The organism is Bacteroidia bacterium (assembly GCA_016218155.1).
GTDB lineage: Bacteria > Bacteroidota > Bacteroidia > Bacteroidales > GWA2-32-17 > GWA2-32-17.
The window spans coordinates 1-23,307 of record JACREQ010000032.1; the positions used below are offsets into that span (position 1 = coordinate 1).

Annotated in this window: 22 protein-coding genes; 6 read left to right on the forward strand and 16 right to left on the reverse strand. The window is 31.8% G+C overall.

What is annotated here, in order from left to right; translation table 11 throughout:
* Window positions 1–3,243 (forward strand): T9SS type A sorting domain-containing protein (locus HY951_04625; protein ID MBI5539320.1); only part of this gene is annotated, 3,243 nt, incomplete at its 5' end.
* 66 nt (window positions 3,244–3,309) lie between these two features.
* On the opposite strand, the gene HY951_04630 is transcribed toward HY951_04625, so the two are convergent.
* Both HY951_04630 and HY951_04635 read right to left on the reverse strand, forming a co-directional pair.
* Window positions 3,310–4,002: a response regulator transcription factor gene (locus HY951_04630; protein ID MBI5539321.1), complete on the reverse strand. Its 693-nt coding sequence runs from the start codon at window positions 4,000–4,002 to the stop codon at window positions 3,310–3,312.
* A gap of 2 nt (window positions 4,003–4,004) precedes the next feature.
* Window positions 4,005–5,051 carry a sensor histidine kinase gene (locus HY951_04635; protein MBI5539322.1) on the reverse strand — a complete coding sequence of 349 codons (1,047 nt, stop codon included), beginning with the start codon at window positions 5,049–5,051 and terminating at the stop codon, window positions 4,005–4,007.
* A 133-nt stretch (window positions 5,052–5,184) separates the two neighbouring features.
* Here HY951_04635 and HY951_04640 point away from each other — a divergent pair, with 133 nt between their 5' ends.
* From HY951_04640 to HY951_04650, 3 genes are all read left to right on the forward strand, one after another.
* Window positions 5,185–6,579 (forward strand): aminopeptidase P family protein, encoded by a 1,395-nt coding sequence (locus tag HY951_04640; GenBank protein MBI5539323.1) that lies wholly within the window; start codon window positions 5,185–5,187, stop codon window positions 6,577–6,579.
* 6 nt (window positions 6,580–6,585) lie between these two features.
* Window positions 6,586–7,377, forward strand: a complete 792-nt coding sequence (locus tag HY951_04645) for an alpha/beta hydrolase (protein MBI5539324.1) — start codon at window positions 6,586–6,588, stop codon at window positions 7,375–7,377.
* Between the two features lie 138 nt (window positions 7,378–7,515).
* A complete protein-coding gene (locus tag HY951_04650) occupies window positions 7,516–8,577 on the forward strand; it encodes a hypothetical protein (protein ID MBI5539325.1) in 1,062 nt (353 codons plus the stop codon).
* 1 nt (window position 8,578) lies between these two features.
* On the opposite strand, the gene HY951_04655 is transcribed toward HY951_04650, so the two are convergent.
* The 6 genes from HY951_04655 to HY951_04680 form a co-directional block, all read right to left on the reverse strand.
* Window positions 8,579–9,253, reverse strand: coding sequence for a hypothetical protein (locus tag HY951_04655; GenBank protein ID MBI5539326.1), 675 nt, complete (start codon window positions 9,251–9,253; stop codon window positions 8,579–8,581).
* Window positions 9,237–9,794, reverse strand: coding sequence for a sigma-70 family RNA polymerase sigma factor (locus HY951_04660; protein MBI5539327.1), 558 nt, complete (start codon window positions 9,792–9,794; stop codon window positions 9,237–9,239). The genes HY951_04655 and HY951_04660 overlap by 17 nt, the downstream gene beginning before the upstream one ends.
* Window positions 9,795–10,020: 226 nt before the next feature.
* Window positions 10,021–10,437: a glutamine synthetase beta-grasp domain-containing protein gene (locus HY951_04665; protein MBI5539328.1), complete on the reverse strand. Its 417-nt coding sequence runs from the start codon at window positions 10,435–10,437 to the stop codon at window positions 10,021–10,023.
* Between the two features lie 2 nt (window positions 10,438–10,439).
* On the reverse strand, window positions 10,440–11,474 hold the full coding sequence (locus HY951_04670; GenBank protein MBI5539329.1) for an undecaprenyl/decaprenyl-phosphate alpha-N-acetylglucosaminyl 1-phosphate transferase: 1,035 nt from the start codon (window positions 11,472–11,474) through the stop codon (window positions 10,440–10,442).
* A 166-nt stretch (window positions 11,475–11,640) separates the two neighbouring features.
* Window positions 11,641–12,123, reverse strand: coding sequence for a C40 family peptidase (locus HY951_04675; GenBank protein MBI5539330.1), 483 nt, complete (start codon window positions 12,121–12,123; stop codon window positions 11,641–11,643).
* Window positions 12,124–12,142: 19 nt separating this feature from the next.
* Window positions 12,143–13,066, reverse strand: a complete 924-nt coding sequence (locus HY951_04680; GenBank protein MBI5539331.1) for a hypothetical protein — start codon at window positions 13,064–13,066, stop codon at window positions 12,143–12,145.
* 129 nt (window positions 13,067–13,195) lie between these two features.
* Between HY951_04680 and prfB the strand changes: the two genes are divergently transcribed.
* A protein-coding gene (prfB, locus tag HY951_04685; protein ID MBI5539332.1) for a peptide chain release factor 2 occupies window positions 13,196–14,288 on the forward strand; the annotation gives its coding sequence in 2 pieces (ribosomal slippage) (window positions 13,196–13,258 and window positions 13,260–14,288; 1,092 coding nt in all).
* Between the two features lie 51 nt (window positions 14,289–14,339).
* On the opposite strand, the gene HY951_04690 is transcribed toward prfB, so the two are convergent.
* From HY951_04690 to HY951_04720, 7 genes are all read right to left on the reverse strand, one after another.
* Entirely contained in the window at window positions 14,340–14,912 is a 573-nt protein-coding gene (locus HY951_04690; protein MBI5539333.1) for a pentapeptide repeat-containing protein, read from the reverse strand.
* 38 nt (window positions 14,913–14,950) lie between these two features.
* The gene (locus HY951_04695; protein MBI5539334.1) at window positions 14,951–15,562 is read right to left on the reverse strand and encodes a hypothetical protein; all 612 of its coding nucleotides are present in this window, start codon (window positions 15,560–15,562) and stop codon (window positions 14,951–14,953) included.
* A 21-nt stretch (window positions 15,563–15,583) separates the two neighbouring features.
* Window positions 15,584–16,504 carry a hypothetical protein gene (locus HY951_04700; GenBank protein MBI5539335.1) on the reverse strand — a complete coding sequence of 307 codons (921 nt, stop codon included), beginning with the start codon at window positions 16,502–16,504 and terminating at the stop codon, window positions 15,584–15,586.
* Window positions 16,505–16,565: 61 nt separating this feature from the next.
* Window positions 16,566–18,089, reverse strand: a complete 1,524-nt coding sequence (locus HY951_04705; protein MBI5539336.1) for a T9SS type A sorting domain-containing protein — start codon at window positions 18,087–18,089, stop codon at window positions 16,566–16,568.
* 194 nt (window positions 18,090–18,283) lie between these two features.
* The gene (locus tag HY951_04710; GenBank protein MBI5539337.1) at window positions 18,284–19,783 is read right to left on the reverse strand and encodes a T9SS type A sorting domain-containing protein; all 1,500 of its coding nucleotides are present in this window, start codon (window positions 19,781–19,783) and stop codon (window positions 18,284–18,286) included.
* 347 nt (window positions 19,784–20,130) lie between these two features.
* On the reverse strand, window positions 20,131–20,766 hold the full coding sequence (locus HY951_04715) for a hypothetical protein (protein ID MBI5539338.1): 636 nt from the start codon (window positions 20,764–20,766) through the stop codon (window positions 20,131–20,133).
* A gap of 96 nt (window positions 20,767–20,862) precedes the next feature.
* The gene (locus HY951_04720; protein MBI5539339.1) at window positions 20,863–21,333 is read right to left on the reverse strand and encodes a hypothetical protein; all 471 of its coding nucleotides are present in this window, start codon (window positions 21,331–21,333) and stop codon (window positions 20,863–20,865) included.
* Between the two features lie 107 nt (window positions 21,334–21,440).
* Between HY951_04720 and HY951_04725 the strand changes: the two genes are divergently transcribed.
* Entirely contained in the window at window positions 21,441–22,412 is a 972-nt protein-coding gene (locus HY951_04725) for a flippase-like domain-containing protein (protein MBI5539340.1), read from the forward strand.
* On the opposite strand, the gene HY951_04730 is transcribed toward HY951_04725, so the two are convergent.
* The gene (locus HY951_04730) at window positions 22,409–23,227 is read right to left on the reverse strand and encodes an enoyl-ACP reductase (GenBank protein ID MBI5539341.1); all 819 of its coding nucleotides are present in this window, start codon (window positions 23,225–23,227) and stop codon (window positions 22,409–22,411) included. The genes HY951_04725 and HY951_04730 overlap by 4 nt on opposite strands.
* Window positions 23,228–23,307: the final 80 nt, after the last annotated feature.

Sequence of the window (23,307 nt, forward strand, 5' to 3'; positions counted from 1 at the left end):
ACAACATATACAGTGACTGTAACAAATGCAGCAACATGTACAGCAACAGCTTCAAGAATCGTAACTGTAAATGCTTTACCAACCGCTGCAATAACTCCAGCAAGTGCAACAATCTGCGCTGGTCAGAGTTCAACATTGACAGCTTCAGGTGGTACAAGTTACTTATGGAGTAATGCCGCAACAACAGCAGCAATAACTGTTACCCCTGCCGCAACAACAACATATACAGTGACTGTAACAAATGCCGCAACATGTACAGCAATATCAAGTGCAACAGTAACTGTAAACGCAGCTCCAACCGCTGCAATAACTCCAGCAAGTGCAACAATCTGTGCCGGTCAGAGTTCAACTTTGACAGCTTCAGGTGGTACAAGTTACTTATGGAGTAATGCTGCCACAACCGCTGCAATAACTGTTACGCCAGCAATAACAACAACATATACAGTAACTGTAACCAATGCAGCAACATGTACAGCAACTTCAAGTGCAGTAGTAACTGTAAATACATTGCCAACAGCCGCAATAACTCCAGCAAGTGCAACAATTTGTGCCGGTCAGAGTTCAACTTTGACAGCTTCAGGTGGTGCCAGCTACTTATGGAGTAATGCTGCAACAACCGCCGCAATAACTGTTACCCCAGCTGCTACAACAACATATACAGTGACTGTAACCAATGCAGCAACGTGTACAGCAATAGCAAGTGCAGTAGTAGCTGTAAATGCAACACCTGTAGCAAATGCAGGCGTTGATCAGTCAATACCAAATGGAACATCAACCTCTCTTACCGGTTCGGCTTCAGGTGGCTCAGGAACATATACATGGTTATGGTCTCCAGCCGGTCAGTTAGTATCTGCAAATGTTCAGAATCCAACAACTGTTAATTTAGGTACAACAACAACTTATACTTTAACAGTAACAGATGCTGTTACATCATGTCAAGGCACTGATGTAGTAATTGTAACGATAACAGGAAGTCCTTTAAGTGTAACAACTTCTGCAACTCCAACAGCGATATGTTTAGGAAGTTCAACACAACTTAATGCTTTAGCTTCAGGAGGTAGTGGAATCTATACATATTCATGGACATCAGTACCGGCAGGATTTACTTCAACGATAGCAAATCCGGTGGTATCTCCTACAGTAAATACGACTTATAATGTAACTGTAAATGATGGTTCAAATAATGCAACAGGCAATGTGTCTGTAACTGTAAATGCAGTTCCGGTAGCTGCAATAACTCCAGCAAGTGCAACGATCTGTGCCGGTCAGAGTTCAACTTTGACAGCTTCAGGTGGTGCAAGTTATTTATGGAGTAATGCCGCAACAACAGCCGCAATAACTGTTACCCCTGCTGCTACAACAACATATACTGTGACTGTAACCAGTGCAGATGCTTGTACAGCAACTTCAAGTGCAGTAGTAACTGTAAATTCATTACCAGTTGTTAATGCAGGTGCAGACCAGGTAGTTTGTTCAGGTACTCCTGTTATATTAACAGGTAGTGGTGCAACCTCATACACATGGGATAATGGAGTAACAGATGGAACTCCGTTTACTCCTGCTGTAGGTGCAATAACATATACTGTAACAGGAACAACAGGTGGTTGTTCAAATACCGATCAGGTAGTTGTAACAGTTAATGCTCTTCCAAATGTAAGTGCCGGTTCTGACCAAGTGGTTTGTGAAGGAACTTCTGTTACTTTAACAGGTAGTGGAGCTACTTCATATACATGGGATAATGGAGTAATAGATGGAGCTTCATTTACACCAACAGTTGGAATAGTAACATATACTGTAACAGGCACATTAGGAAGTTGTTCAAATACCGATCAGGTTATTGTAACAGTAAATGCAATACCAAATGTAAATGCAGGTGCCGACCAGATAATATGTGAAGGCTTACAGATTACTTTAACAGGTAGTGGTGCAACTTCATACGTTTGGGATAATGGAGTAACTGATGGAACTCCGTTTACACAGGCAGTTGGAACTATTACATATACTGTTACTGGAACTTCAAATGGTTGTTCTAATACCGATCAGATAATTGTAACAGTAAATGCATCTCCAATAGCATCAGCAACAAGTTTAAATGCATCATGTGGTATCGCGGATGGATCTGCAACAGCTAGTGCTACAGGTGGAACAGGAGTTTATACATATCTATGGGATGTAGCAGCTGCTAGTCAGACTTCAGCTACTGCAATAAATCTCGGAGTAGGTTCATATACTGTTTCTGTATTTGATGGAAATTGTACATCAACTGCAATAGCTTCTGTAAGTGAAAATGGTGCTCCAACAATTACTGTGACTGTAACAAATAGTACAATTTGTGTTGGTCAAACAACAACATTAAATGCAACTGGTGCAGATACCTATTTATGGACACCTTCAACATATTTAAGTGCTACAACAGGTAGTTCAGTTGATGCAACTCCACCAACAAGTATTACATATACTGTTCAAGGCACAACTGCAGGTTGTAGTTCTATCCAAACAATAGATATAACAGTAGATGCATTACCTTTAGTGAATGCAGGAATTGACCAAGTAATATGTTTGGGTTCTGCTGTGACTTTATCTGGTAGTGGTGCAACTTCATACACATGGGATAATGGTGTAACTGATGGAACTCCGTTTACTCCATCTATTGCAGGCGTAACAACTTATACAGTTACAGGAACAATCAATGGTTGTTCAAATACCGATCAGGTAGTTGTAACAGTAAACACAGCTCCAGTTGCCGGGTTTAGTTATATAGATAATGGTTTTGGTAATGTAACGTTTACCGATTTGTCACAGGGAGCAAGTTCATGGACCTGGACATTTGGTGATGGCGGTATTGATTTTACTCAAAACCCAACTTATACTTACCTTGCTAATGGTACATATACAATAACTCAGATTGTTCAGAGTCCATGTGGAACTAATTCTACATCACAAACAATTAATGTTATTATTGATAATGTTAATTTAGTGTCTGTGTCATCTCAACTAGAAGTATTTCCAAATCCAAGTAACGGACAATTTAACATTAAATACAGTTCAAATACCGGAAACAGTTTTGAAGTAAAAATAATTAGTGTTACTGGTGAAGTTGTAAGTTCAATTGAATATACAAAAACTTCTACATCCATGATAATTCCTGTAAACATTGAAAAACTTGCTAAAGGAATATATCAGATAAAAGTAACAAATGGCAATGAGGTAATGAACTCAAGAATAATAATTGACAGATATTAGTTAATATAAATAAACTGAATAAAAACCCCGGTAAATCCGGGGTTTTTATTTTGATATAGATTCTATTTATTCAATAAATCGGTAACCAACACCTTTAATGGTTTGTATGAAGTTGTCGCCAATTTTTTCTCTTAGTTTTCTAATATGAACATCAATTGTTCTTTCACCTACAACAACATCATTTCCCCAAATGGTATTATAAATGTCATCACGTGTAAAAACTCTTTCAGGTTTTGATGCAAGCAAGACTAATAATTCAAATTCTTTTTTTGGTAAATTTATTTCTATTCCGTCCTTTGTTACACTATATTTTTCCTTATTAATTGATAAATTCTCGAAATTAATAATTGTATTAGTCGTTATTTTATTTTCCGAAAAATCAAATCTTTTTAACAACGCTTTAATTCTACTAATAAGTAATTTTGGTTTAATCGGCTTTGTGATATAATCATCAGCTCCGGCTTCAAAACCTGCGATTTGAGAATAATCTTCGCTACGTGCTGTTAAAAATGTTATAACAGTATTTGAAAGATTTTTATTTTTTTTAAGATTTTCACAAACTTCAATGCCGTCCATTCCAGGCATCATAACATCAAGTACAATTAAATTTGGAATTTCTTTACCTGCAATGTTTATTGCCTCCATACCGTTACTGGCTAAAAATACATTATAGCCTTCTTTTATCAGATTATAACTTAAAAATTCAAGAATATCCGGTTCGTCATCAACAAGAAGAATTTTATAATTATTATTATCCATACTTACTTTGAATTATTTGCTTTTTTTAAAGTAAAAGAAAATGCTGAGCCTTCACCAAAAGTACTTCTAACGTGTATGCTTTCTCCATGCACCTCTAAAATATGCTTAACAATTGCTAAACCAAGCCCAGTTCCTCCCTGATCACGCGACCTGCTTTTGTCAACTCTGTAAAATCTTTCAAATAAACGTGGAATGTATTTTTCTTCAATACCAACTCCATTATCACTTATTTCAATTAAAATTTTATTATCCATGTCATAAAAAGAAATTGTAGTATTTCCATTATGTTTCCCATAAATAATAGAGTTTACAATTAAATTGTTTATTACATCAGTAATTCTTTGTTTGTCGGCATTAACTAGTATTATTTTATCAGAACAATTTATTTGTACTTTAATACTTTTTTGGTTTGCACGCATTTCATGCATTTCAATAACTTCCTTTACTAATTGAATAATATTAAAGTCTTCGCGGATTAGTTCTAGTTCTCCTGATTCGAGTTTAGAAATTGATTCCAGATCCTGAACTATAGTAATTAATCTGTTTATACTTTGATCAGCTTTCTCAAGATATTTGTGATTAATGTTAGGATCATCAATTCCACCATCCATAAGTGTAGAAATGTAGCCCTGAGCATTAAAAATTGGAGTTTTGAGTTCATGAGATACATTACCTAAGAATTCTCTTCTGTATTTTTCAAGTTTTTTTAATTTATCTATCTCACGGGTTTTAAGTTTAGCCCAATTTGCAACATCTTTACTTGTTTCGTTCACAATGTCTTTATCCTCATAAGTGTCAACCTGACTCAAATCCAGATTGCTTGTTTTCTGAATAATTTTATAAATAGGAGTTATTTTATTTATTAAAACTTTTCTTAGAGTATAGAAAATTATCAAATATGTAACAATAAATACAGAAAGAATCTCTATACATAAATATTTCCAGATATTTGTACTCTCAATAAAAAAACTAAAAGCAGAAAAAATACCGGTAAATAGTGCAACAATTATTGAAACTATCAATGAAATATTTTTCGAAGAGTAGACCATCAATTGGTTAAAATAAATTCTCCTAAAAATACAAAAGATTTTAGATAGAACATAGTAGTTTTATTTATCACACATTTTTTTGAAATATGCGAAAAATTAGGTAGGTTTGAATAAAATCAAAAAGATAGAGATTATGTTCGATTCTATTGTATATCAAGACAGAAGAAACAAGTTGCGTTCAATGTTAAAAAGTGGGCTAATTATTTTACTAGGTAATAATGAATCGCCTATGAATTATCCGGCTAATACATATAAGTTTAGACAAGACAGCACTTTTTTATATTTTTTTGGATTATCAATGCCAGGTCTTGCTGGTGTTATTGATATTGATAACGGGAAAGATGTTGTTTTTGGTAACGACGTTGATATTGATGATATTATCTGGATGGGGCCTCAACCTTCAATAAAGGAATTATGCCAAAAATTTGCAGTAAATGAAACTTACCCGATGGCAATGCTTTCAGAGTTAGTATCAGATGCAAATAAAAGAAAACGGACAATTCATTTTTTACCTCCCTACAGAGCTGAAAATAAACTTACACTTGAGAAACTGCTTGTTATTCCATCAACTTCTTTAAAAGATAAAGCCTCAGTTGAATTAATAAAAGCAGTTGTTGCAATAAGATCTATTAAAGATAGTTTTGAGATTGCTCATCTTGATGATATTATGAGTGTAGGCTATCAAATGCACACAACCGCAATGAGGATGGCTCAATCAGGAGTTTATGAGCGTGAAATAGCCGGATTTATTGAAGGTCTTGCATTGTCACATGGTGGTACTGTTTCATTTCCGGTAATATTATCTAAGCATGGAGAAACACTTCATAATCATAATCACAGTAATAAACTTGTTGCAGGTGATTTAATGATTTGTGATGCAGGTTTTGAATCAGAAATGGGTTATGCTACAGATCATACTAGGGTAGTACCAGTTGGTGGAAAATTTACACAAAAACAAAAAGAAATTTATCAGATAGTTCTTGATACCAATAATGCTGCAATAAATGCAATTAAACCTGGGATAAACTATCGTGAAGTTCATTTATTGGCAGCTACTGTTATTACCGAGGGACTAAAAAATCTTGGTTTAATGAAAGGTGATACTAAAGAGGCTGTTGCTGCAGGAGCACATACAATGTTTTTTCCACACGGATTAGGGCATATGATGGGAATTGATGTTCATGACATGGAAGATTTGGGTGAGAATTATGTCGGTTATGATGATAAAATAAAAAGAAGTGAACAATTTGGAACAGCATATTTAAGGCTTGGACGTAAACTTCAGACTGGTTTTGTTCTGACTGTTGAACCTGGCATTTATTTTATTCCGGCGCTTATTGATAAATGGAAAGAAGAAAGATTAAACTATAACTTTATTAATTTTGATAAAGTAAATCAATACAGAGATTTTGGTGGAATCAGACTGGAAGATGATATTCTGGTAACTGAAACCGGAAATCGTATTCTTGGAAAAAAGAGAATTCCTATAACAATTGACGAAGTAGAAAAAACTGTACAATCGAAATAGGTTTTTATGACTGCTTCAATAGTTTATAAAGAAAAGCTATTGTCATATAATATAATTGGAGAAGGGTTTCCAATTGTATTTCTTCATGGTTATTTAGAAACAAATGAAATATGGTCTGATTTTGCTTTAAAGCTTTCAGAACAATATAAAGTAATTTGTCCTGATTTGCCTGGGCATGGTAAAAGCGAAGAGTTTGAACAACAAACAATAGAAATAATGGCTGAGGCTGTTAATTTTTTATTGAATCAGTTAAAAATCGAAAAAATATTTTTAGTTGGTCATTCAATGGGTGGCTATGTTACACTTGCTTTTGCCGAATTATTTCCGGAAAAGATAAAAAGTTTTTGTCTTTTTCATTCACATCCTTTTGCCGATAATGAAGAAAAGAAAAATAACAGATTGCACGAAATAGAGCTGTTAAAAAAAGGAAAAAAGCATATTTTAATAAATATGGGAGTTCCTAAAATGTTTGCTCAAGAATATATAGATAAAAGAAAAGAACTGTTGGGGAAATCTTTGCAAATTGCTTCAAATATAACTGCAAGTGGTATGATCGCATGTTTAACTGCTATGATGAAGCGACCTGACAGATCTGTATTTTTGATGAATATTAATTTCCCTGTACTTTTAATATTAGGAAAACATGATGAATATTTTTCTTATAAAGATATTTCTGCATACTCAAATATTATTAAACAAATTAAAACAGTAGTGCTGGAAAAATCCGGACATTTGGGGATGTTTGAAGAGCCTGAAATTTCACTTCAGCTTTTATGCGATTTTGTTAAAAATAATTAGTTATTTGTTACCAATTTTTACCTTTTAACTTAGTATTTGGGTTAAGATTATTTTATTGAATATTGCAATAAGTTTTCGATATTTGCATATATGAGAGGTTTTAAAATAATAATTTGTATGGTTATAATGGCATTTTTTATGTCAGCCTCTCTGATTGCACAAGATAAAAGGTATGTTGTTGTAAAGGGTGGTTTTGGTTTGCCATTTGGAGCATATGGATTAAATGTTGAGTATAGATGGTATAATCTTGGTGGATATTTCGGAGCAGGATATATGAAGGCTCAAAACTATCGCGAAATAAATATTAAATCCACAATAAATTCGGCTTTGGGTTTAAAATATTATTTTTTTAAACCAGAAGATGGATGGAGACCAATTATTGGAATACATGCAGGATGGTTAAATAACTATTATCTTAATAAAATTGGTACAATGCAATATAATCCGACAGTATATGGCTTAGCTGGTATCGTGGGATTTGAATTAAGTGAAAAAATTGTAAGCCTTGAAATGTCTTTAGTTTTTGATCCCGGGTTTGCTATATTAAAACCAGAAACACATCCATATTATAAAGGTAAAATATATGTTACTCCAACAATTGGTGTTGGTGTAAATCTTTATGCATTAAAAAGATTTCTAAAAGGAGAAGATAAGAGCAAAACAATTAAAAATGTTGAGCCACAAGAATATGTTAACAGTAATTCGGTAGTGAAAAAACAGGCAGAAGAGAATCCTGTAACAAAATTGTTAGCTACAAAAATTGTTTCTGATTGTAATGATACACTAGGATTTAAAGCTGTAAAGAGTCTAATTCGGGATAAACATGGTAAATTACTTGCAGGAAAACAAATTGCAGAAGATTTGTATTTGTTTGTTCGTTTTCAACAAAACGGAGCAATTACAGGCCAGTCTTTGCAAATAACATATATAGATTCGACAAATAAATCAATTGAAGTGCAAATTGTTAAAACAAATAAACCAGAAGCTAATATTGAAAGTTTGTCAAGGTCGTTAGCTGCATATGAAGATGTTTCCGGATCTAATTATAAGGTTATACAGGGTAAGGCAACTATTTTTTATTATGGTAATGAAAGAAATGAAATGTCAATTAGGCTAACTGACCTTATAATGAGTCAGCAAAATAAGAATCAGCTTTATTATGATGAGATACTAATATGTATTTTAGCTGAAAAAAAATAAGCTATTTGAAAGTTTCTGTTTTGTGAAGCTTCTTTTCTCCGTTTATTGTTATGAAAATATTATAAGTTCCGTTAGGTAATTTGCTTATATCTATGTCATAAAATCCAAATGCATTTGGTTTAGGATTTGCTAATGTTAATATATTTTCTTTTTTGCTATTTTCAAAAATTATTTCTGAAACACCATTTAAGCCTGTCGCATTTATTGAGTATTTTACTGATTTTTCTGAATCTTTACTTGTTGTGTTTTCAGTTTCATGCTTTCTTAAATCTGTATTATTACTTGAGTTTTTAATAATGTTATTGTTTTTGATTTTTTCGGTATTTACATCAGCTACTATATTGTCTTTTTCGGTATTCTCAGAATTTATTGAAACAATAGCATTGTTACTGATTTTTTCAGATTCGTTATTTGTAATTTCTTTTTTTTCTGATATATTTTGATTTGTTATATTCTTTGTTCCAGTGTTATAATTATAGAAAATTAAGAACAAACCAAATATTAATACAGATAATCCTATTCCACCAATAAAATATTTTAATAATGGATTAGTAACCGAATATTGTGGTATTTGTTTTTCGATGCTCTCCCACATCGAATCAGGAGGACTTTTTTCAAAGTTTTCTGTTCGGTTAACAAAAAAATCTCCTACATCTGTTTTAGTGAACTCGCTCATAATTCTTAGTTTTTATACTATTTAACTGCTCTTGCAGTATTTTTTTTGCTTTACAATATTGTGATTTTGAAGTTGCAACTGAAATATTTAATTTCTCGGCAATTTCTTTATGACTATAGCCTTCGTATGCATATAAGTTGAAAATTAATCTTTTACTGTCAGGTAATTCTTGAATCATTTTCATTAAATCTTCAACAGATAAATTTGATATTGTTTCATTCTCAACTATGTCAATATTTTCTGTAGTTTCTTCATTTAGTTCCTGAAAATGGGCTCCAAATTTTTTTATGTAATCAATTGCAGAATTAACAACAATGCGCTTAATCCATCCCTCTAATGATCCTTCAAAACGAAATTTTGAAAGATTCCCAAATACTCTGATAAATCCTTCCTGTAAAATATCTTCAGCCTGATTATTTTTTTGTGCAAACCTTAAGCAAATGCCAAACATTTTAGATGCAAATTTTTTGTAAAGCATTTGTTGTGCTTCACGGTTATTTTGCAAACAGGCAGTTACTATTTCTTTATCAGTTAGCATCATTAATTAAGTTTCTTACTTATACCTTTCTAATTCTAATAAGTTATATGTTATTTATCTCTATCATTGACTTTTTTTCAACAGGTCTCTTTGATTCTTTATAATTAATATAACGGCCTAACAAATAGTTTAAAAATTTGTAAAAAATTATTAATCCTAGAATTACTAAAATACCTAACATTATTTCAGTAACAGTCCATTTAATATTTAAGAGCTGCGATAACATAATTTAAATAGCATTTAATAAAACAGTTGGATTACATTTTGGGAAAATAAAGTTAGAATAAGATTCATTGTTAATGCTTATTAAGCCAAATGATTTTGCTTTATCTAAAGCAGTTTTCATTAGTTCATCAGAAATTTCTGCAATGTTTTTGCCTTCCGGTGTTGTTACTTTGCAGTTATATGAAGTTAAAAATGAGTTGTCTGATTCCTTTTCACAACGTATAGTTTCTGGTTCGGGCCATAAAATAAATTCTGAATCACAAATCTCAGTTAATCCAAGAATGTCGGAACTGTCAATCCTAATGCCTTCTGAGAATGCTAGTTTTAGCTGTTCATCAGAAACAGTTAACTTGTTTTTATCTCCTGCAATATTGCAGAAATAAAGACAAATTGTTATGGGTTTTATGATATTTGTTTTCATTTCTAAAGTATTAACATTAATGTGCTTGTGAAAACCTTAATAGGAACAAAATAATTTATTGTAAATCCTATTAGTATAATAATTATGTTTATTGTTACTAATATATAAGTCACTTCACGTGGATGTAAACCTTTTTTTAACAATATATGATGAAGATGGTCTTTACCCGCAGTAAATGGCGATTTGTGTCGTATTATTCTTAATGCAAACACTCTTAAAGTGTCGAAAACAGGAAGAAACATTATACTTGAAATAGTGAAGACCATATTCTGTGATGAGTAAAACTGAGTTTGAGTATTAATATTTAATTCTATAGCTTTAATACCTAAAACTACAGTCAAAAACCCAAGAATTAATGCGCCTGTATCGCCCATAAATATTTTTGCAGGATTAAAGTTATAAACTAAAAATCCAAGAATAGCTCCTGCTACAGCAAATGAAAGTAAAGCAAATGAAGTGTGTTGAAGAGAAAAAAACACATAACCCATAACTCCAAAGTTTACTATTCCAATTCCTCCGGCAAGACCGTCTAATCCGTCAATTAAATTATATGCGTTTATTACTCCGACAATTACTATAATCGAAAAAATGTATTGAATTATAACAGGTAATTCGCCAATCCCTAGAAAATTATGAAATGAAGTAATTCTTATTCCGCCTGATACAACAATAAATGCAGCTATAATCTGAAGAACAAGTTTTCTTTTTGCTTTCATTCCTTTTATGTCATCAAAAATTCCTGTAACAAATAACACAATTGAACCGATAGAAATATAAAGAAAGTCGGAATTATTAAAAAAGCGGTACCAAAATAAGGAAGCAATAATAAGTCCTAAAAAAATTGCAATTCCACCAAGATTGGGAACTGACCTGGAATGAATTTTTCTGCTATCAGGAACGTCAACATAACCAAACTTAATACTGTATCTTATAATTGGTGGAATTAATAACGAGGAAATTAATACTGCTGTACCAAAAGCAATCAGGTGTTTGTATTCAAGTATCCAGTTTGGTAATTGGCTTAGAATTTCTTTCATGGCTTTTTTAGCAGAAATGTGTTTCTAATCCAAAGACAGCAAAAAGTAAAAAAAGGTTTCCGTGAGTAATAATATTTTATAATATATTTTGGGAAATTGCTTATTATAAGCAAAATAAGAAAGCTGAGAGGTAGTTAGAAGAGGTGTCTTTTAATTTATTTGAATACTATAATCTTCTAATCCCCATAAACCTTTTAGGATAAGCTGAATTTGAAAAATCTGTAATTGTTACCCCCCAGTGATTCTTTGAAGAAGAAGAATGAATAAATTTTAAAGGTTCGCCAAAGTCAGAAATGATTATTCCAACATGTCCAACAGATTTTCGACTATAATTTGTGCCGGTAAATAAAATTATATCTCCTTTTTTACAGCTGTCCTGAGAAATAGATTTCCCAAGTTTATAATAATCTCTGGCTCCGTGGGGAGTTGTTATTTGAAAATGCCTGAAAATAAAAGAAACAAATCCTGAGCAGTCAAATCCACCTGCCGAACTGCCACCCCATTTATATGGAGTTCCCAAAAAGCTTTTTGCATAATTTACAAGGCTATCAGCTTCAAACTTTTGATTTTCTTTATTCTGAGCAGTACTTTGTGAAATGAAAATAACAAAAAAGGTAAGCAAAATAAATATGTGCTTACCTTTAATCATATTTTTAATATTTAGTTTATTAAACAATTTTTCCGTTTACAGCTTTTATTTTTTTGAATAATCCAACTGAAACTTCTCCATTAAAAGGTTTTCCACCTTCGTAATATGCCTCATCACCTGTCATTGGTTTATTATCATGTTGTTCAATTACCAAAGTTCCTTCAGGAGTTTTATATTTTTTAAGATTTCCTGTTTTTGTAACTTTTCCTTCATTAAAAGTAAACCATTCTTCTTCTGTTGTATATTTCCCGTTTGCAAGTGGTTTTAAATTTACAACTAAATTATCGCCAACTGAAATAACTGCAGTTTTATTTTCTGAATACAAGCTAGTTTGAGTGCCATCAGAAAGGGTTAATTTATGTACATGTTTTTTATGTACAACTTTACTATCGTGAATTTCATAAATGAAATTAGAAGTTGAACTCTGATAAAAACCATCAGCAATAGGTTCAAGGTTACAGCTTACTTCCTGTCCCTGAGTTCCGATTGAATCTTCTGCATGACGTCTGTGAATCTCCATATCAAACCCTGCCGTAACATGAACCAGACTTAAGTGTAAATGTTTTGCAATAATGTTATGTAAATATTGTTCAATATTTAAATCTTCAATTTGTTTTGGGTTTACAAAATATAGAAATGCGCTGTGGTTTAATTCTTTTTGTAAAACCACAATAGATTTATCAATATAATTTATAAAATAAACTACAGCCTCGGGTTTATGAATGTGTAATTTATTTGAATCGTGAGCATAATCCCATTTAACAGTGGTTTTATTATGGTCTTTATCAATAATAACTTCGCCATTCTCCTGAAAAGTATATTTTTCATCATCATCTTTACCATCAATCAAAATCCATGTATGCCCTTTTAAAAGGTTGTGAAATTCACCGTGATGGCTTATACTTTTTAATATTGGTGCTGCATTGGCTATAAACTGTTTCATAATAATTTAATTAAACGCAAGGTTCACTCCATGCGTGAACGTCAAAATTATAAAAAAAAATCAAAAATAATAGAAATTCAAACTGATAATTAAATCTTAAATAAAAACTGTATTTTTGAAAAAAAAATTATGATAACCACCGAACATTTAAGGGACCTGGTCGAAAGACGTGATGCTCTGAGGAGGTATCTTTGACATAGATAGCAAAACTATCGAAATAGAAGAAGAAGAACTTAAAACTCAATCGCCAGATTTTTGGGATAACCCGAAGGAAGCTGAAAAACAGCTTAAGAAAGTTGCAATTTTAAAAGTATGGACAAATAATTATAGTCAGGTAAATGCTGCTGTTGAAGATCTTCAGCTTATTTCTGATTTTTATAAATCTGGTGATGCTACCGAAGCCGATGTTGACGAACAATACGAAAAAACCTTAGCTTTATTAGAGGCTCTGGAACTGAAAAATATGCTTAGTGAGGAAGAAGATAAACTAAGTGCTATTGTTAAAATTAATTCTGGTGCAGGAGGTACAGAAAGTCTTGATTGGGCGGGTATGCTTATGCGAATGTATATGCGCTGGGGCGAGCAACATGATTATAAAATAAGGGAAATAGATTTTCAACCAGGCGATGAGGCAGGTGTAAAGTCCGTAACATTAGAGTTTGAAGGTGAATTTGCATATGGGTACTTAAAAAGCGAAACCGGAGTTCACCGTTTAGTACGTATTTCGCCATTTAATGCTCAGGGAAAACGTCAGACAACCTTTGCATCTGTTTTTATCTCACCAGTTATTGATGATAGTATTGAAATAACTGTTAATGCTTCGGAATTAGAGTGGGATACTTTCAGATCCAGCGGACCGGGTGGACAAAATGTGAACAAAGTTGAAACAGGAGTCAGATTAAGACATATTCCTTCAGGTATTGTTGTTGAAAATCAGGAGACACGTTCGCAGCTTAACAATAGGGAAAATGCAATTAAACTTTTAAAATCCCAGTTGTACGAAATAGAATTGCAAAAGCGTCGCGAGAAGCAAGCTGAGATTGAAGGGCAGAAGAAAAAAATTGAGTGGGGTTCACAAATTCGAAGCTATACTTTACATCCCTATAAACTTGTTAAAGATGTTCGCACCGATTTTGAAACCTCAGATGCTAACGGTGTTTTAGATGGTAAACTTGATGGTTTTATAAAATCGTACTTAATGGAGTTTGGCAGGAAACATTAGGATAAAAGCAAGAAAAGACAATTTTGTAAATAATAATATACGTTGTTATATTTAATATAACTCGATATCATATTTATAAAGCAACCCTTGTATGCCATTTAAAGAAAATTTTGCTTTCTTCAACCGATTTATTTCCGGATCAATTAAATAATTATACGAAGTTCTGAAGTCAGTTTTTTCTAAATTCGTATTGTTGAAAATAGCGCGTGTCAGGTCGCAGTTGTCGAATATAGAATTACTTAAATTAGTTTCAGTAAAATCTACTTCGTTAAGTATAGAGTTTCTGAACGTTGTTTTTTTTAAGTTCAGTTTGTGAAAAGAGGAGAGGGTTAAGTTACAATCCTCAAATCTAAATGCAAGTAAAAACGGGTTGCAATTAGTGAAAATAATCCCTAACAATTTACAATTTTTAAATATAATATCACGAAAAGCCGTATTTGAGAATTTTACCAGACTAAAATTACAATCAATAAATTTGCATTCTGTAAAATTTATATTTGAAAAAAGTATATCTGAGAAGTCACAGTTATTAAAAACACAGTTCTCGTATTCTCCTTTAATAAGCTCTGTTTCTTTAAAGTTTATTTTTTCAAAAGTTTTCGATTCAATGTATACTTTTTCCATTTTGATGGTTTCTAAAATAGAAGATAAAATTTATGAATTTATTTGTCAATAATTATTTTTCTGAATTGTTCTATCTTCTTGAATAGATCCTCAATAATTTTCGTGTCTCTTATCCATGCTAACCTTGTATAGATTCCAAAATGTGATTTATTTTTAAATGCTGGTACAAAATCTAAATTAAACCCGTTTATTCCAACATTTATTCCGTGCTTTATGTTAAGACAGTCTAATATAAGTATTTGTGTGTAATTATTGTGAAAATATTTATCTACTATACTTTTATCATTGCCGGTAATAATAGTTTGAGAGTCAAAATCATCATTTTCTGTTTTAAAAATCTTTTGTTTTAATAAAGGATTTAGCTTATCAATAATATCTTTTTTCCGAATACTAATTTTTATTGAATTTGATATTGAAATCGGAAAGAACACACCAAAATAAAGTTCATTTTCGTTAAAACTTTTTGAGTCATGATACCCTATAAGAAAACTTTGTTCACTTGAGTTTTCAGGCATAAATAATATTCTCTTGTGAAATGTTTCCGTATTTATATTTGGACCCGGGTATTCTGTTTCGGAGGCATATATTTTTCTTTTAGTTTGCTCTGCAAATTCTGTAAGAAATTCAATTATTGAAATGTTTGTGTTCATTGTTATAGTAATTAATTTGTGTTATTTATAATATTTTAAAACTCTCAGTGCTCTTAATGTGTTCATCCGACTTGGCTTTCCTGGTTGTTCCATTTCAAAATGTATTTGTCCAGGATGGTGTGCAGCCAGATTCCACAAACCGTCTTTATTTCTTTTGTTATAAATTATATTTATGGCGTCATTCATTCTGCTGTCATATTTTACTTTAGCATACTGGAAGTAATCTAATGCTTTAAGAATATCGTAATACCAACGAGATGGATAATAAAGTTTAAGAAAATTTGGTTTAATAATATTTCCGGTCTTGTCCGATTTAAACAGCTTATGCATAAGTATAAATTCTTCTGACTCTGATTTTGCTTTTTCTAATTCTTTTAATCTGTACTTATAACCTTTTATTTTATATTCATAAATTCCTTCAAGTACCGAAAGGGTAGAGTGCAATGAACTGTGTTTAGCCCCAATTCGATTATACTGACAATTAAATCCTCCATCACTCATTTTTTGAGCAAGGATACAGTCAACAACTGATTCTAATAAATCTTCTTTTACTTTAAAATATGATGAGTAATTCAAAACCATTCCATTAACACAAACATCGGTTTTTTTTGTAGTTCCTATAGGCAGAATTCCGCCATCCGGACCTTTTTCATTCTCGAAAATAATATCCAGAGTTTCTTTTATTAATTTGTTATCAGGCGAAACATTCAGGTTTTTTAAATCTAACAATGTGTAATGGCTGGATATCCATTTTGGCTGATAAAAACTTCTTCCCCAATGTCCGTTTGGTAAACGGTACGAAAGGTATTTTAACCCCCAACCCTGTGATTCTATCTTTTTTCTTAGTTGTGGTTTTTCAATGTTCAATAAATCCCTATAAACCTGAAACTGGATAGATACATCTCCATCAAGTAACCATGATATTATTTCTTTGTCCGTCATATTTAATGTGATATATTATTGCACGGTGATATAATAGGTTGTGTAATGAACCGTTTATTTTTCAGTCCACAATTAATTTACCCGAAAGACTTTTTCCAGATTCTGTTTCTATGCGATAAAAATATATTCCTTTTACTAATTCTCCTTTTCTAATGTATGCTTTGTTTGAGTTAACTACGTTATCCGTTCTGATCATTTCACCTATTGAGTTATACAAATTAATTAATTTTATCGATTCATTTATATTTTTCACTTCCAGGCAGGAGATTGTTTCAATTGGATTTGGGTATAACAATAAAACAATTTGTTCCTTATTTAGTTCCTTTGTATTTAATAGGGTGCCGCAATTATAAGGTGTACCACATGTTTCAGTTCCTTTTTTATAATACACCAAGCTTAGGTGATTATATTCGTTAAACATCCAATCATCCTGATTATAATATCCACCACCACAACCATCAATATAGTAATAAGTCATCATGGGTGGAATTGTCCCATTCATATAATAACAACCGTTACCTCCACTTTCGAAAGCCATATAACCTGGATGCCATTTTGTCGCTCTACTATAACAGCTTGCACGTAAATCATAATAATCATAAAAATTATTAAAATAAAAGGTTTTATTAGGTAGCTCATCAAGCGGATTGTATTGATTTAATGGAAATACATAAGTATTTATGATGGTGTCATTGTAATATGTAAAGGCATGGTCAGTCTGAACAGTCCAGCTTTCCATTCTACCACATCTTTTAATTGAATAAACAATTGTGTCATGGTTCGGAGATTCAGTTTTACTTACAATGGTTTTTATTAAATTTGTTATGGACTTTGTTCCTGGTCCAATTACAGTATACATTTGTTCTGTGTGAAATTCATCCCCAATATTAAAGTTGTAAATGTCTTTTGCTTTAAAATTTACAGTACCAACTGTCGGATTGGTTTTTCCTACTATGTTATAATCTGGTAAATAATAATCTGTATTAGGATCGTTAGTAGAAGTAACATCAGTAATTGAATCGTATGGGAACTCATAAAAATCAGGCATTCTGATAAAGCCATAATTTTTACTAATTACCATATCGGTTGGAAAATAATCGACAGTGTCCCCGTTAATATCCTTTAACAGAAAACCGATAACTTTTATACTATCAGTTATACCTAGAAAATTAGCTGTATCAACTTCTTTAACCTGTGCTTCAATATAATAGTTGGTGGGGAACTTATAAAAAACCCAAGTTGCATTAAGTGGAGCTCTGGTATTTATTTTTATGGTATCGTTAACTTTATTAAAAAACAAATTATAACCATCAGGTTTAAGTACTACTTTATTTCCTATCCACGATGGACCAAACAAATTGCCGCAGGTGTCTCCATGAACAGAATTTCTCATTGATCGGAAATTATATAAAATGGTGTCATTTCCAATAATTTTGGTTGAGTCAATTTTTATTGCATTTATATCCCCGTAATTTGTACCTGTAGAGATATAATAAAATTCAGCATCAGATTTAATGGTTCTATAATTTTGTGCAAAAATATTGCAACAAATAAGCAAACTAGCCAATAATATTGTTATCTTCATAGTGATAATATATAAATAAAGGTAAATTTTATAAGTGGTACATAACTAATGGTTAATCCTAACTATGATTGTTCCTCACATTTATAAATACTATAAACGATTACAAACAATTAAACTCAAATATAAGCAATAACAGATTTAAAAACAAAATTTTAAATCATGTTATTGCAAAATGTTAAAATAGGAGGTGATAATTATTTTATAATAATTTTACCTGTAGCAATGTTGTTATCCTTTGTATTAACCTGATAAAAGTAAATACCTTTAGCTTGTTTGCTAAAATCAATAGTTGATTGATTTGAATTTATTTCAGAAGAATAAATTGTTTCACCAATTACATTCATAATCTCTATTTTAGAAATTAATAATTCGGATTTTACTGAGAAAATACCATTTGATGGATTGGGGTACAGAGTTACACTAACATCATTATTAAGCTCGTTAAGTGCTGTTAAGCCTGCAAATGAAATATCATCAACAAAAAATTCACTTCCCGGGAAAACGATTCCTGTTGGTGAAGGATCTCCGCACATTAACTGAATGCTTATTGTGTCGGGCGAATCAGGCATTCCATAGTTAAACAGATCGGTAATTTGCATATAGCTTGAAACTGTTGATGTTATTGGATGCATTAATTGTCCTACAATATCTCTTTGGTGTGTAGTTGAATTCCATTTGCTTAATGTTACAAAAAAATAGAAGATATTTGGACCGGTAATAGTGCCTTTTACCCAAGCACTAACTGAAGTTGGTCTTTGAGTAAATGGAAACCCCGGATAGTCCATGTTTGGGTCACCTAAAAACACATAACCGGGTAAAGTATCTAATGAATTTGAGCCAAAAGGAGGAGGAACAACTGCAGTATCACTTATCATTCTTAATGCAAAATTTCCGGAATGAGCATCAATAGATTTGAATGATAATGTTGGCACACCTATGAATGCAAAATTGTTAAATGATGACCAGCCAGAAGGGTTCTCGGCACCAGTAGAAACCAGATCCCAGTATTCAAAATCAAGATTAAGTAAACCGTTTGCAACAGCCGGAAAGTTGAATGTTACATCATCAATAAAATATTCGTTACCCGGCATAATTGTTCCTGTTGGAGAAGGGTCTCCTGCCATAATTTGTATATTTAATGTGTCGGGATTGTTTGGTGATGAATAATTAAATGCTGTAGTTATTTGAGTGTACGTAGCAAATGAATTAGACATGGGATAAACTGCTTGTGCAACATTATCACGTTGATTTGTTACAGAATTCCATTTGCTTAATGTTGAAACTAAATAAATTGTACCACCTGGTACAACTGTACTTTTAACCCATGCACTTATTGAAATTGGTCTGTCCGTATATGGGGTTCCTGCATGATTCATGTCTAATCCGCCAATAAAAACATATCCGGTAACAGTATCAAGAGTATTTGTACCTAAAGGTGGCGGGATAATAGCTGTCTGACTAATTAACCTTAGTGCATAAGTTCCCGAATGAGAATCAGTAGTTTTAAAGGATAATACCGGTGCACCTAAACTTACAAAGTTGTTAAAAGATGACCATCCTGTTGGGTTTGCCACACCAGTAGCAATTGAGTCCCATGATTCAAATCCTCCGTTCTGAGGTTGTGTCTGTGCTTTTGCAGTAAATCCAAATAAGGCAACTGCTAAAGTGAATGTTAAAAATAGTTTTGTTTTCATTGTTTGTTGCTTTAATAATTCTTTAAAATCAAATTGGGTTTATAAAGTAGCATTGATTTCTAGTTAATTAAAAACAAATATATAAATATACATGTTGTAAAGCAAACTTTTTCGCTAATTTTTAATCTAAATTGTTCTTTTCTCTACTAATCGTATTTTTCAACACACTTCATTGGCGCAAGCATTTGCTTGTGACATTACCTTACAAACCTATTGGCGCAAGCATCCCTCTACTAATCGTAGTTTTCAACTACGATTAAATATAAAAACCCCCAATTGACTCAATTATCTGCTGGTAACATTACCGTTACCGCAAGCACTAAAGTTTTTAATTATATTGCAAATTGTTAAAATTCTACAAAAAATGCCAGAACACCTAAAATAACCAATACTATTCCGGTGAATAGTTTTTCGTGGTGTTCCAGAAAATGCGAATTAAATTTATTAATTCCTTTTAATCCCAGATATACCAAAGAAAACATTATTAATAATGTAACACACAAATATACAGAGGATACGATAAAAATCCCAAGCCAACCAATTACACCAGCCTGAAAATAATATGCTTCAATTTCTATGCAAGGTGTTAGGAACATGGCAATGCTTAACGAAATAAGAATTGCCCACTTTGATTTTTTATTGTTGTTTATATTTATGTTTTCGTTAAAGTGATGATGATGATGGTGTGATGACCTTAAATCTAGAATTACATAGATAATTCCTATTGCGCAAAGAATTACCGGAGCTGCAACTTTTGTTATATTGCTATAATTTTCTGTTAATTTATAACCTACTATACCAACTATAATCCCAATAGCAATGGTGCTTAAGGTATGAGCAACACCTGTAATAAATGTCGCAAATAGGGTTTCTTTAATTGTCCATTTCTCGGTTTTCGAAATTGCAATTAAAGGAATCCAGTGGTTTGGAATTAATGCATGAATTATACTTAATACTAAGCTTCCAATAAATATTTGCCACATAATTTTATTGCTTAATCATATATTTAAAATATTTTCAAATATAGACATTCTGAAATGTAAAACAAAAAAATGCTATTGTACATAATGTTAATATATTTAATATGGTCCTATTATACACGCAATAATTGCATATTTGTATATTCCGTCAATTGTAACAAGACAATCAGAATAACTTGTGGAATTTCCAGTGTAAACTTTGTTGTTGTCAAATGTATAAAGGCAATCCGAGTAGCTTGTGGAATTTGTTTTATAAACCTTATCGTTAGAAATAGTATATAAACAGTCACTATAACTTGTAGAATTTTGTTTGTATACTTTATCATTATCAATAGTAAATAGGCAATCAGAATAACTGGTGGAATTGCCAGTGTAAACTTTGTTGTCCGAAATAGTGTATTGGCAGTCCGAATAGCTGGTAGAGTTTCCTTTGTAAACTTTATTGTCGCTGATAGTAAATAAACAGTCAGAATAACTTGTAGAATTGCCTTTGTAAATCTTTGTTTGAGAAAACGATACAGAATTAATTGCAAATGATGCCATTAAAACTAAAAATAAATATTTTGTCATACGAATTAAATTTATTGTCTTCTATTGTTTTCAAATATATGAAATATAGACTAAAAAAACTATTTGATATATTAAAAAATTATAGCTTTGCTAAATATACAGGTTAAATGGATTTCTTTAAAAAATATGGGTTTCAAATTCTGAAATGGATAATATTTGCAGGATCGCTTATCTTTCTTGCAGAAAGAATTATTTTCCATCAGGAATTCAGAGCAGTTTTTTCCAATTTTAGTGTATATAAGTCGTCGGGTTTGCTTTATTTATTAGTTGCATTGTGTTTAATGTTATTAAATTGGGGACTTGAGGCAGCTAAATGGAAATACGCAATAAAGGATATCGCAAAAATTTCTTTTTTAAAGGCATATGCAGCAGTTTTTGCAGGCACTTCGGTTTCGCTTTTTATGCCTAATCGTACAGGTGAATTTGTTGGAAGAATATTTGCTATACCGTCAAATGAAAGGGCAAAAGCAATATTTGCTTCGATCGCTTCAAGTTTATCCCAGTTAATTGTTACAATTATTACAGGAACGGTTGCAATAATTGTTTTTTTATATCAGTTCCCGGAAAATACATTAATTGATGAAAATCTGAAGACATTGGTTCAATTATTTGCAGTATTTATAGCAGTTTTAAGTTTAGTATTTTATTTCAAAATAAACTGGTTTACATATTTATTTGATAATTGGAAATTATTAAATAAACTATCAAAAACGGCACAAATACTTAAATCTTTTAATGCGAAAATATTATTAAATTTCCTATTGTTAAGTTTTTTTAGATATATTGTTTTTGTAGCTCAGTTTTATTGTCTTATTATTTTTTTCGGGATTGAAATATCTATGCTGAACTGCATTCTGGCGTCAGTGTTGACTTTTTATGTTGTTACAGTTATTCCAACATTTACACTTGCAGAAATTGGAATAAGAGGGTCGGTTGCCGTTATTTTCTTTGGTGTTTTTAGCCAAATGTATGCTGAAATAATATCAGCATCAACATTATTATGGATAATAAATGTAGGTATTCCGGCTTTAATCGGAAATGTTTTTGTTGCTGGTTTTAAAGAAACTGAAAAGAATTAAATATCTTTATCAATTGCTTCCATTGCTCTTAAACTCATTCCCATACTGGAGAATCCGCCATCATGAAATAAATTCTGCATTGTTACTTTTCGTGTTAAATCACTGAATAATGTTACGCAATAATCGGCACATTCATCAGCTGAAGCATTGCCCAAAGGTGACATTCTATCTGTGAAATCCAATAGGCTGTCAAAACCTTTTACGCCGCTACCTGCAGTTGTTGCAGTTGGGGATTGAGAGATAGTATTTATTCTGATTTTTTTGTCACGCCCGTACATATAACCAAAGCTACGTGCAATTGATTCAAGTAAAGCTTTTGCTTCCGACATGTCATTGTAACGATAAAAAGTACGTTGAGCTGCAATATATGATAATGCAACAACTGAACCCCAGTCATTTATAGCGTCTAATTTTCGTGCAACCTGCAACATTCTGTGAAATGAAACTCCCGAAATATCTAAAGTTTTCATTAAATAATCATAATTAAGATTATCAAAAGGGAGACTTTTCCTAACGTTCATCGACATACCAATAGAATGAAGGAAGAAATCTATTTTACCACCAAAATGATCCATTGATTGTTGAAATACACTTTCTATTTCTGCAAAACTTGTTGCATCAGCAGGATAAATAGGTGCATTGCATTCTTCTGAAAGTTGTTTAAGAGTTCCAAGTCTTAATGCCATTGGAGTGTTTGACAAAGTAATTTCTGCACCTTCTTCAACAGCGCGTTTTGCGATTTTCCATGCAAGAGATTGTTCGTTTAAGGCACCGAAAATAATACCTTTTTTGCCTTTTAGTAAGTTATAAGCCATGAATTTTAAAATTTGAAATTTAGGTACAAAGATACTCAAATCTCATTTTAAATAAAAATTCATAAAAAAAGGGAATAAGA

Bases quoted from the DNA above. Each gene is read 5' to 3' on its own strand.
- HY951_04725 (MBI5539340.1), top strand. From the start codon at position 21,441: ATGGATTTCTTTAAAAAATATGGGTTTCAAATTCTGAAATGGATAATA.
- HY951_04690 (MBI5539333.1), bottom strand. From the start codon at position 14,912: ATGGAAAAAGTATACATTGAATCGAAAACTTTTGAAAAAATAAACTTT.
- HY951_04705 (MBI5539336.1), bottom strand. From the start codon at position 18,089: ATGAAGATAACAATATTATTGGCTAGTTTGCTTATTTGTTGCAATATT.
- HY951_04650 (MBI5539325.1), top strand. From the start codon at position 7,516: ATGTCAGCCTCTCTGATTGCACAAGATAAAAGGTATGTTGTTGTAAAG.
- HY951_04700 (MBI5539335.1), bottom strand. From the start codon at position 16,504: ATGACGGACAAAGAAATAATATCATGGTTACTTGATGGAGATGTATCT.
- HY951_04730 (MBI5539341.1), bottom strand. From the start codon at position 23,227: ATGGCTTATAACTTACTAAAAGGCAAAAAAGGTATTATTTTCGGTGCC.
- HY951_04645 (MBI5539324.1), top strand. From the start codon at position 6,586: ATGACTGCTTCAATAGTTTATAAAGAAAAGCTATTGTCATATAATATA.
- HY951_04655 (MBI5539326.1), bottom strand. From the start codon at position 9,253: ATGAGCGAGTTCACTAAAACAGATGTAGGAGATTTTTTTGTTAACCGA.
- HY951_04665 (MBI5539328.1), bottom strand. From the start codon at position 10,437: ATGAAAACAAATATCATAAAACCCATAACAATTTGTCTTTATTTCTGC.
- HY951_04660 (MBI5539327.1), bottom strand. From the start codon at position 9,794: ATGATGCTAACTGATAAAGAAATAGTAACTGCCTGTTTGCAAAATAAC.
- HY951_04640 (MBI5539323.1), top strand. From the start codon at position 5,185: ATGTTCGATTCTATTGTATATCAAGACAGAAGAAACAAGTTGCGTTCA.
- HY951_04630 (MBI5539321.1), bottom strand. From the start codon at position 4,002: ATGGATAATAATAATTATAAAATTCTTCTTGTTGATGACGAACCGGAT.
- HY951_04680 (MBI5539331.1), bottom strand. From the start codon at position 13,066: ATGAAACAGTTTATAGCCAATGCAGCACCAATATTAAAAAGTATAAGC.
- HY951_04710 (MBI5539337.1), bottom strand. From the start codon at position 19,783: ATGAAAACAAAACTATTTTTAACATTCACTTTAGCAGTTGCCTTATTT.
- HY951_04675 (MBI5539330.1), bottom strand. From the start codon at position 12,123: ATGATTAAAGGTAAGCACATATTTATTTTGCTTACCTTTTTTGTTATT.
- HY951_04720 (MBI5539339.1), bottom strand. From the start codon at position 21,333: ATGACAAAATATTTATTTTTAGTTTTAATGGCATCATTTGCAATTAAT.
- HY951_04635 (MBI5539322.1), bottom strand. From the start codon at position 5,051: ATGGTCTACTCTTCGAAAAATATTTCATTGATAGTTTCAATAATTGTT.
- HY951_04695 (MBI5539334.1), bottom strand. From the start codon at position 15,562: ATGAACACAAACATTTCAATAATTGAATTTCTTACAGAATTTGCAGAG.
- HY951_04670 (MBI5539329.1), bottom strand. From the start codon at position 11,474: ATGAAAGAAATTCTAAGCCAATTACCAAACTGGATACTTGAATACAAA.
- HY951_04715 (MBI5539338.1), bottom strand. From the start codon at position 20,766: ATGTGGCAAATATTTATTGGAAGCTTAGTATTAAGTATAATTCATGCA.